Source organism: Zemynaea arenosa, from assembly GCF_004614185.1.
GTDB classification, from domain to species: Bacteria; Pseudomonadota; Gammaproteobacteria; order Burkholderiales; family Burkholderiaceae_D; genus Telluria; species Telluria arenosa.
Map to the genome: position 1 here is coordinate 1 of NZ_SPVF01000270.1, position 7,327 is coordinate 7,327.

Below are 7,327 nucleotides of genomic sequence, written 5' to 3' on the forward strand. Positions count from 1 at the left end.
CCGCTGGACTCCGCCGCGCCATTGTCCGCCCCCGCGCCGCGCGCATCGTCGGCAGCGCCTGCGCCGGCCGCATCGCCCGTTCAGCGTGACGCCGACGACACCCTGCCCACCGCCCGCGAGCTCCCCGAGGCCGTCCGCCAGTCGCTCCCGCAGGTGACCCTGGGCGGCTACATCTATGCCACCAACCCCGCCGACCGGCTGGTCCTGATCGACAAGGCCCTGCGCCACGAAGGGGAGGAAATCGCGCCCGGCCTGACGCTGGAACGCCTGCAGCCGCGCTACGCCGTGCTCAACTTCCGCGGTACCCGCTACCGCGTCGCCTACTGATGCCCGCCCCCTGGTACGCCAGCCCGTCCATCCTGGCGCTGGTGCTGATCGCCTGCCTGCTGCAGGCCCTCATCACCATCAAGCTGCCGGAAGGCCCGCGCGTCCTGCGCACGCATGCCGGCTTCGCCCTGTTCGGGACCCTGCTCACCGCGCTCGGACACGCGATGCCCCTGTGGGCCAGCTCCAATGAAGCCGAACTGCTCACGGAACTGATCAAGGCCGGCTGGGGCATCCTGCTGATCCGCGTCGTGTGCCTGGCGTTCTTCCGCCTCCTGATGCCCGCGCTGGGCGCCAGCCAGCCGCGCATCCTGCACGAAATCGTGTTCGTCATCGCCACCCTCGCATGGTGCGTGGTCCGCATGCGCACCGCGGGCGTGAACCTGGGCGGGATCGTCACCACCTCCGCCGCCATCACCGCCATCCTCGCCTTCTCAATGCAGGAGACGCTGGGGAACATCCTCGGCGGTCTCGCCCTCCAGGCGGACAAGTCGATCCACCTCGGCGACTGGATCATGGTCGACGGCGTGCGCGGTAAAGTGACGGAAGTGGGCTGGCGCCACACCGCCATCCTCACCACCAACGGCGAAGTCGCCGTGCTCCCCAACAGCCAGTTGATGAAGACCCGGGTGCTGGTGCTGTCCAGCGCCGAGCTCCCGCTGGCGCGCCGCACCGTCCCCTTCGCGACCTCGGACGCCGTCACCCCGCAGGAGGTGATCGACGAAGTGGAGAAGGCCCTGCGCGGCGCCCAGATCCAGCACGTCGCCTCCACCCCGGCGGCTGACTGCGTGCTGACCGACTACGGCAACGGCACCGCCGAATTCGCGGTGCGCTATTGGCTGCTGGACCAGCAGCACGACGCGGTGGCCGATTCGCTGGTGCGGCTGCATGTGCTATCCGTCCTGCGCCGCAATGAGTATCCGCTGGCGCGCCAGGCGATGGAGGTGCGGGTCGAAAACCCGGAACCGCCGAAAGCCTTGGATGACGACGAGATCGAGCACCGCGTCGGCGTGCTGGCCGGGGTGCCGCTGTTCGCGGGCCTGCAGGCCGCGGAGCTGCGCACGGTGGCCTCGCGCCTCAAGGTCACCCCCTTCATGAAGAACGACGTGATCACGCGCCAGGGCGCGGTCGCGCACTGGCTGTACGTGCTGGTGAACGGCGAAGCGGATGTGATCTACGAAGCCCGCTCCGGCGAACGCAAATATGTCGCCACCCTGGGCACCGGCGCGGTGTTCGGCGAGAAGGGCATGATGACGGGCGAACCACGCAGCGCCACCGTGGCCGCGCGCACGGATGCCGTCTGCTACCGCATCGACAAGGAGAGCTTTGAGAGCATCCTGCGCGCCCGCCCCGAGCTGGCTGACGGCCTCGCGGAGATCATGAGCGCGCGCCGCTCGGCGCTGGAAGCGGTGCGCGTGGCAGACCACCAGGCCCCCGATGACAGCACCACGCTGCTGGACCGCATCCGCCGCTTCTTCGGCATCGCCGCGCCGACCGCTCTCAATTCGCAAGGACGCAGCGCTGGAATGACAGTCGAGTCGGAGAGCCGATAGGACGCGATGATTTTTTTCGTGGCTGGCCTCAAGTTCCGTTCAGTTCCGCCGTAAACAGGTGATCAGGCTTATTGGGCTTATCAGGAGATCATCATGGATGTTGGCGGAATTGCAAAGCTCGCAACGAGCATGGCGGAAACCGGTAACAAGGCGGACGTGCAAACGGCCGTGCTGCGCAAGATCCAGGACGTGGCCGAGAGCACCGGCGCGCAGATGGTCGAGGCCATCAAGGCTGTGCCGACCTCGAACCTGCCTTCGCACCTCGGCAATAACATCAATACCAGCGCCTGACCGGCTGCCTTAAACGTGGCTTAGTTTAAGAAAGCGGCGCGCCGCGGCGTCAACACAAATGGCGGTCTTTCGTTAATGGCTTACGTAACGCAGTTCGATTACGAGCCCACGGATAAACCAGACCGAAAAGGATTCAATGCCATGAAAAAGATGATCGCCGCTCTCGTCGCCACCCTGTTCGCCACCGCCGCCTTTGCCCAGGCGTCGGCACCGGCCCCGTCCAGCGCTCCGGCGGCAGACACCGCTGCCAGCGCACCGGCTCCGGCCAAGAAGCACCACAAGGCCAGGCACAAGGCCCACAAGAAAGCCCACAAGGCCACCCATCCGAAGGCCGACTCGGTCGCTCCGGCCCAGTAATCCAGCCGCACGGCCCGAAAGCCGCCGCGCCTCCCCAGGCGCCGCGGCTTTTTTCATCGCGAGCCCTCGCCGCGGGTACAATCCCGCGAGAACAACGACACCCTGACAGGAGATTTTGCATGAACCCACGCCACGCCCTCATCGCCGCCGCGCTCGTCACCATCGCTGGAGCGACCACCGCCCAGCAGGCGCCCACGAGTATGCCGGCGCAGGACGATGAGGAGAAGTGCTACGGCGTCGCCAAGGCCGGCCAGAATGACTGTGCCAGCTCGGACGGCGCCCACGGCTGCTCGGGCCAGGCCGCCAAAGACAATATGCCGACCGAGTGGAAGTACGTCCCGAAGGGCACCTGCGAAAAGCAGGGCGGCAAGACCACGCCGCCGGCCGCCAAGTAAGTCGCTCCCGTGCCGGACCAGGCAACCGGCGCCGGCGTCGGCCTGCGGGGCCGGCACATGCGCGCCTTTCTCGAGCAGCGCCCGCAAGTCGGCTGGCTCGAGGTACACACTGAAAACTATCTGGACCGGGCCGGCTGGGAGTGGCAGGTCCTGTCCACACTGCGCCAGGATTATCCGGTCAGCCTGCATGGCGTCGGGCTGGGGCTGGGATCCGTGCATGGCTTCGATGCGGCTCACCTGGGGCGCGTGCGCGAGCTGGTGCGGGCGATTCAGCCGTCTTTGGTGAGCGAACACCTGAGCTGGGGCGCTGTGGCGGGCCGCCAGCTCAACGATCTGCTGCCGCTGCGGCTCGATGAGGCGGCGCTGGCGCTGGTGAGCGAGCGTGTCGAGCAGGTGCAGGACGTGCTCGGCCGCCAGGTCGCGATCGAGAATGTGTCGAGCTACCTGCGCTTTCACGGCGACACGATGAGCGAGACTCAATTCCTGGCCGCGCTGGTGTGCCGCACTGGCTGCGCGGTGCTGCTGGACGTGAACAACCTTTACGTCAACCAGCTCAACAATGGGGAGCACGCCGCGCGCGCGCTGGCGGAGATCGACCCAGGCACGGTGGCGGAGATCCACCTTGGCGGGCACCTGGTCACGCCGGAGGCCGTCATCGATCATCACGGGGACCGCGTAGCGGAACCGGTGTGGCGCCTCTATCGCGCTGCACTGCAGCGGTTTGGCGCGGTGCCGACGCTGATCGAATGGGATACGCAGGTGCCCGAGCTAGAGGTGTTGCTGGATGAGGCAGCGCAAGCGGAGGCGCTGCTGCGCTTGCACCCAGCGCCGCACGCAGTCTTATCCGGCAAGACGCTGCGCAGCAGTGCACCGCTGGGCGATCTGAGCCAGCTGCAGTCCCGCTTTGCGGACGCGCTGTTCGACCCTGCCGCCACCTCGGATCTGCTTCCGGCTGTACGCGCCGAACACGCGGAGCATCGGCTGGCGCTGTATCGCGGCAATCTGACCGACAGTTGGCGGAAGGCGCTCACCAATGCGTATCCGGTGCTGCGCCGCATGGTCGGCGACGAGTATGTTGGCGCGCTGGCCCGTGCCTACGGTCGCGCGCACCCATCGACCGACCCGGACCTGAACCGTTTTGGCGCTCAACTGGCAGCATTTCTGGCTGACTTTGACCCCGCCGCCGCGCTGCCGTATTTGCCGGACATGGCCCGGCTCGAATGGGCCGTGCACCGCGCGCACTACGCGCCCCGAAGCGAACCACTGTCCGCGCAAGCCCTCGCGGCATTGCGCCCTGCCGATTTCGAAAGCGCACGATTCGCGTTGCAGCCTGGCTGCCAGCTGCTTGCATGCAACTATGCGGTCGGCGCGCTCTGGCAATCGCACCAGCCGGGGCAGGAGCCCACGTTTCCTGCCGACTTCGAACGCCCCACTTGGCTGGTAGCGGCATGCACCCGCAGCAGCAGCGCCCAGGTGGCGGAGCTGGACCAGGCGCAGCATGCCGCCTTGCAGGTCCTATCAGCAGGAAAAACGATGGGAGCTGCGCTCGATGCCGCCTTCGCGGCCGACCCGGCCTTTGACCTGGCTGCGGCCTTGCGCCGCTGGATCGAGCTGGAGATTTTGGGTGCGCCGCTTCCGGCGGCGCATCCGGTCAGAGATCAGTCGGGAACACCCAGCATCAGTTGAGAAAAGCGCGGAAGATGCGCTCTTCGCCCGTCTTGTCTGCATGGAGGCGGTTGGCCTCATGCGTGGCGGCGATCATCCGCTCCAGCTGCGCGTCCTCAAACCGCGCAAGCTCTTCGGTGGCAGCGTTCAGGGCCTGCGCCAGCTTGGCGCGGGCATTCTGGTACAGGACGCTGGTGTACTGGTCCGTGTTTCGCAGTAGTTCCTCGGCGTTTTCGATCACGAGGCGAAGGTCGCAGATCAGGCGTTCCTGGGTTTGCTGGCGTTGGTCTGGGCGCTCCATGGTTCTCACTCCAACCGGTTAATCATGAGTGAAAAGTTAGAACAAGCACGTCCGCCCAGTTTGTCGTTCCGCAACCGCGGCGGACGGGTCAGGACCCGGCTGTGTGACCAGCTGTAACCGTGATCCGCACGTCGCCTACCGCGACCTGCTGGCCAGCGCGGATCTTGGCCGTTTTGCGAAGTTCCTGTTTGCCGTCAACCTTGACGGCGCCCGACGCGACCACGTGCTTGCCGGCACCGCCGCTGTCGACCAGGCCGGACAATTTAAGTAACTGGTTGAGCTCGATGAACTCGGACGTGAGTTCGAAACTGACTCGTTGCATGAAGTGTATTTCCTGTTGAGTTAGCCAGGCGCCCGTTTGCCTGGGCACCCGGCGGGTGGGTGAGTCAGAGCCCCGGCCGGGTCATTTCCAGCGGGTTAATCCACTGGTCGAAATCCTGCTCGCTCAGGTAGCCCAGCTGCAAGGCGGCCTGCTTGAGCGTGCTGCCTTCCGCCTGCGCTTTCTTGGCGATCGAGGCCGCCTTGTCGTAGCCGATGTGCGGGGCGAGGGCGGTCACCAGCATGAGTGACTGTTCCATCAACTGGGCAATGCGCGTGCGATTGGCTTCGATGCCGTGGGCACAGTGTTCGTCGAAGGAGCGCATGCCGTCGGCCAGCATCCGTGCGCTCTGCAGAAAGTTGTGCGCAATCATTGGCTTGAAGACGTTGAGCTCGAAGTTGCCGGACGCGCCGCCCATCGTGATGGCGACGTCGTTGCCGAACACCTGGCAGCACAGCATGGTCATCGCCTCGCACTGGGTCGGGTTGACCTTGCCGGGCATGATGGAGCTGCCGGGCTCGTTCTCCGGGATCGTGATTTCACCGAGGCCGGAGCGCGGACCGGAGGCCATCCAGCGCACGTCGTTGGCGATCTTCATCAGCGCCGTGGCCAGCGTCTTGAATGCGCCGTGCGCGCCGACGATGGCGTCGTGTCCGGCCAGTGCCATGAACTTGTTCGGCGCGGAACGGAAAGTGTGGCTGGTGCGCGAGGACAATTCGGCCGCGATGCGGTTGGCAAAGTCCGGGTGCGCGTTGAGGCCGGTGCCGACGGCCGTGCCGCCGGCAGCCAGGTTGAACAGGGCCGGCAGGCTCTGGCGGATGGCGTGCTCGGAATATTCGAGTTGCGCCACGTAGCCGGAGAATTCCTGGCCCAGGGTCAGCGGCGTCGCGTCCTGCAGGTGGGTGCGGCCAATCTTGACGATGTCCGCGAACTCGCGTGCCTTGCGCTCCAGCGTGCCCCGCAGCTGGGCCAGCGCGGGCAGCACGTTGTCCGCCACGGCGAGCGCGGCGGCGACGTGCATGGCGGTCGGGAACACGTCGTTGGACGACTGGCCCATGTTCACGTGGTCGTTCGGGTGCAGCAGGCGCGCCATGCCGCGTTCGCCGCCAAGGAGCTCGGAGCCACGGTTGGCCAGCACCTCGTTCATGTTCATGTTCGTTTGCGTGCCGGAGCCCGTTTGCCAGATCGACAGCGGGAATTCCTGGGCGTGCTTGCCTTCCAGGACTTCGGTGGCGGCCTTCATGATGGCGTCGGCCTTGTCCCCGGGCAGCAGGCCCAGCGAGCGGTTGACGGCCGCGGCGGCACGCTTGACCTGGGCGAGGGCGGCGATCAGTTCCGGCGCCATGCGTTCTGTCGAGATCTTGAAGTGGTGCAGCGAGCGCTGGGTCTGCGCGCCCCACAGATGGTCCTGCGGCACTTCGATCGGACCGAAACTGTCCTTTTCGCTTCGCGTTTGCATGGGCTGTCCTTGTTATTGAAACGTCAGGCTAAAGAGTTTAGCCGAAAGCGCGTTAACGACGTAGGCGGCTACGAGTCCGTAGGCCGAACCGTAAGAGACTTTTTTGTTCTGCTGATGCAACGTAGCCCTCTGATATTTTCCGGCCTGCTGGCGCTCTCCGGCCTGGCGCACGGCGTCCACGCGGCCGAGCTGGGCGACGCCGCCATCCGCTCCTGGCTGGGCCAGCCGATGATTGTCGACATCGAACTGCTGCCGGATGAAGGCGGACAGGTGCAGGCCTTCCTGGCTCATGCGGACGTGTTCCGGGGCGCGAATGTGGTGGTGCCGCCTGTGCTCGCGTCGGCGCATTTCTCGGTGATGCGGCGCGATGGCCGCCAGTTCCTGCACGTTACCAGCATCAAGCCGGTAGAGACCGCGCCAGTGCACCTGTTCCTGGAGCTGGTCGAGAACGGCAAGCACTCGGTGCGCGAGGTGACCCTGTGGTTCAAGCCGGACCCGCATCCGCTGGCCCTCGCCACCGTGGCCAACCCCGCCACAACAGCGACGACTGGCGCGCCCGTAGCGAGCGGCGCAGCCCGCCCCGCCGCTGCCCACGGCCAGGAGGGGACTGCTGGTGCCGGACTGGCCGCCAGCGGTGCCGCCCCCAGCGGCGTTGCCCCAGGA

10 protein-coding genes are annotated in these 7,327 nt (G+C 66.4%); 7 read left to right on the forward strand and 3 right to left on the reverse strand.

From position 1 onward, the window contains the following. The 6 genes from E4L96_RS22670 to bufB all read left to right on the forward strand — a co-directional run. On the forward strand, positions 1-327 hold a 327-nt coding region (locus E4L96_RS22670; RefSeq protein WP_167758777.1), incomplete at its 5' end, for a general secretion pathway protein GspB. Then, complete coding sequence (locus E4L96_RS22675) at positions 327-1,877, forward strand: mechanosensitive ion channel family protein (RefSeq protein ID WP_135209496.1); 1,551 nt, start codon at positions 327-329, stop codon at positions 1,875-1,877. The genes E4L96_RS22670 and E4L96_RS22675, both read left to right, overlap by 1 nt. Before the next feature lie 93 nt (positions 1,878-1,970). Then, positions 1,971-2,168 (forward strand): YjfB family protein, encoded by a 198-nt coding sequence (locus E4L96_RS22680; RefSeq protein WP_135209497.1) that lies wholly within the window; start codon positions 1,971-1,973, stop codon positions 2,166-2,168. Between the two features lie 141 nt (positions 2,169-2,309). After that, positions 2,310-2,525 carry a hypothetical protein gene (locus tag E4L96_RS22685; protein ID WP_135209498.1) on the forward strand — a complete coding sequence of 72 codons (216 nt, stop codon included), beginning with the start codon at positions 2,310-2,312 and terminating at the stop codon, positions 2,523-2,525. Positions 2,526-2,644: 119 nt separating this feature from the next. Continuing rightward, positions 2,645-2,920, forward strand: a complete 276-nt coding sequence (locus E4L96_RS22690) for a BufA1 family periplasmic bufferin-type metallophore (protein ID WP_135209499.1) — start codon at positions 2,645-2,647, stop codon at positions 2,918-2,920. Positions 2,921-2,929: 9 nt separating this feature from the next. Next, positions 2,930-4,606 (forward strand): MNIO family bufferin maturase, encoded by a 1,677-nt coding sequence (gene bufB, locus E4L96_RS22695; RefSeq protein ID WP_267874346.1) that lies wholly within the window; start codon positions 2,930-2,932, stop codon positions 4,604-4,606. Here the strand turns inward: bufB and E4L96_RS22700 are convergent. From E4L96_RS22700 to fumC, 3 genes are all read right to left on the reverse strand, one after another. Continuing rightward, the gene (locus tag E4L96_RS22700) at positions 4,599-4,886 is read right to left on the reverse strand and encodes a DUF883 family protein (RefSeq protein ID WP_135209501.1); all 288 of its coding nucleotides are present in this window, start codon (positions 4,884-4,886) and stop codon (positions 4,599-4,601) included. The two genes, bufB and E4L96_RS22700, sit on opposite strands and share 8 nt — an antisense overlap. 88 nt (positions 4,887-4,974) lie before the next feature. Next, positions 4,975-5,208 (reverse strand): RNA-binding S4 domain-containing protein, encoded by a 234-nt coding sequence (locus tag E4L96_RS22705; RefSeq protein WP_135209502.1) that lies wholly within the window; start codon positions 5,206-5,208, stop codon positions 4,975-4,977. A gap of 64 nt (positions 5,209-5,272) precedes the next feature. Beyond that, a complete protein-coding gene (gene fumC, locus E4L96_RS22710) occupies positions 5,273-6,664 on the reverse strand; it encodes a class II fumarate hydratase (protein ID WP_135209503.1) in 1,392 nt (463 codons plus the stop codon). A 114-nt stretch (positions 6,665-6,778) separates the two neighbouring features. On the opposite strand from fumC, the gene E4L96_RS22715 reads away from it, so the two are divergent. Next, a partial coding sequence (locus E4L96_RS22715) for a type IV pilus assembly protein FimV (protein WP_370660761.1) occupies positions 6,779-7,327 on the forward strand: 549 nt, incomplete at its 3' end.

Coding starts and splice junctions, on each gene's coding strand:
- E4L96_RS22675 (WP_135209496.1), top strand. CDS start 327: ATGCCCGCCCCCTGGTACGCCAGCCCGTCCATCCTGGCGCTGGTGCTG.
- E4L96_RS22680 (WP_135209497.1), top strand. CDS start 1,971: ATGGATGTTGGCGGAATTGCAAAGCTCGCAACGAGCATGGCGGAAACC.
- E4L96_RS22685 (WP_135209498.1), top strand. CDS start 2,310: ATGAAAAAGATGATCGCCGCTCTCGTCGCCACCCTGTTCGCCACCGCC.
- E4L96_RS22690 (WP_135209499.1), top strand. CDS start 2,645: ATGAACCCACGCCACGCCCTCATCGCCGCCGCGCTCGTCACCATCGCT.
- E4L96_RS22700 (WP_135209501.1), bottom strand. CDS start 4,886: ATGGAGCGCCCAGACCAACGCCAGCAAACCCAGGAACGCCTGATCTGC.
- E4L96_RS22705 (WP_135209502.1), bottom strand. CDS start 5,208: ATGCAACGAGTCAGTTTCGAACTCACGTCCGAGTTCATCGAGCTCAAC.
- fumC (WP_135209503.1), bottom strand. CDS start 6,664: ATGCAAACGCGAAGCGAAAAGGACAGTTTCGGTCCGATCGAAGTGCCG.